We start from the raw sequence: 1,026 nt of genomic DNA, 5'->3' as shown, positions 1-1,026 counted from the left end.
TCCAAATTCATTGTGTTTTGTAAAATGTTCGGCTAATAACTCTAGCTTTTTAAATGTTTCAACAGTAATTCGAGGTCCAATTTGTTTTTTCTCTTCCATCCAAACACACTCCTAACAAGTTGTTAACATAATTCTAACATTGGAAATAATAGAATTCAAGAACAGAAAAAAGAAGCACACTCGGAATGATATTTCGTTTCCTTTTGATTCCGAGCCTCCACCCCTTACAATCCCCAAAGGCAACCGACAAGGGAAAATTCGTCCCTTATCGGCACCTCCGGAAATTGTACAGCAAGGGGTCACTCCCAATAAAAAGACTACGACATATAAAACAGGTTTAGCTTCAGAGAAAAAGAGCATAAGGAAACTCGGTGCCACCCTAAAAAAAAGGGTGTCAAACAGGCTGTGCCTGTTGAGTTTCTATGCTCTTAGAACAGGTGCCGTTTTTGAAGCCAAAGATATAGCATAGATACCCCATAGATATAGCAGGGATATACCAAAATATCTCTAGAGATACGGGTATCTATGCTATATCTCTCTACAAGATTCCTCCACACGCTTGACGGAAATGCTTCAGCATTTTAGCACTCACTCGACAGAGTGTATAAGTGCGCCATTCGGAATTTCAAAGCTTCAAATTTCACAGAGAGTGCCCATTTATACACACCCCCTAAATCGTGGTGTGACAATGGGTTCTCGCCGGCTCGAAATCGGTTTGTCATTCTGACAAATAACCCTTCGGGAAATAAAAAAAACGGCTCCATAAAGAGGAACCGTTTTGCTTCAAAAATCACGTTTTGTGTTATACTGGAGAAACGAAATTGTGTTTTCAAAAATGTCATTTTCGACATGATAACTTTTCTCGTAGTGTGGTTTTGCCGAACCCACTACTTTTTTTATGTCTCCGAACTTCATTTCTTCCCGTTCCGGCTTAACAATCCCTTTTGATTTTCGATACATATTCATTCCGGAAGGATACATGTGCAGCCGTCCGCCTTTTAAAAATTTCTTTTCCCGACCTTCTAC

At 39.9% G+C, this 1,026-nt stretch carries 1 pseudogene; it reads right to left on the bottom strand.

The annotated features are described in order from the left end of the window. Positions 1-783 precede the first annotated feature (783 nt). Positions 784-1,026: pseudogene (locus ACFV6V_RS31160) on the bottom strand (hypothetical protein); the annotation flags it as partial.

Origin of the sequence: Streptomyces sp. NPDC059828 (genome assembly GCF_042731955.1) — a bacterium.
Classification (GTDB): Bacteria; Actinomycetota; Actinomycetes; order Streptomycetales; family Streptomycetaceae; genus Streptomyces.
This window is presented reverse-complemented; position numbering and strand designations above follow the sequence as displayed.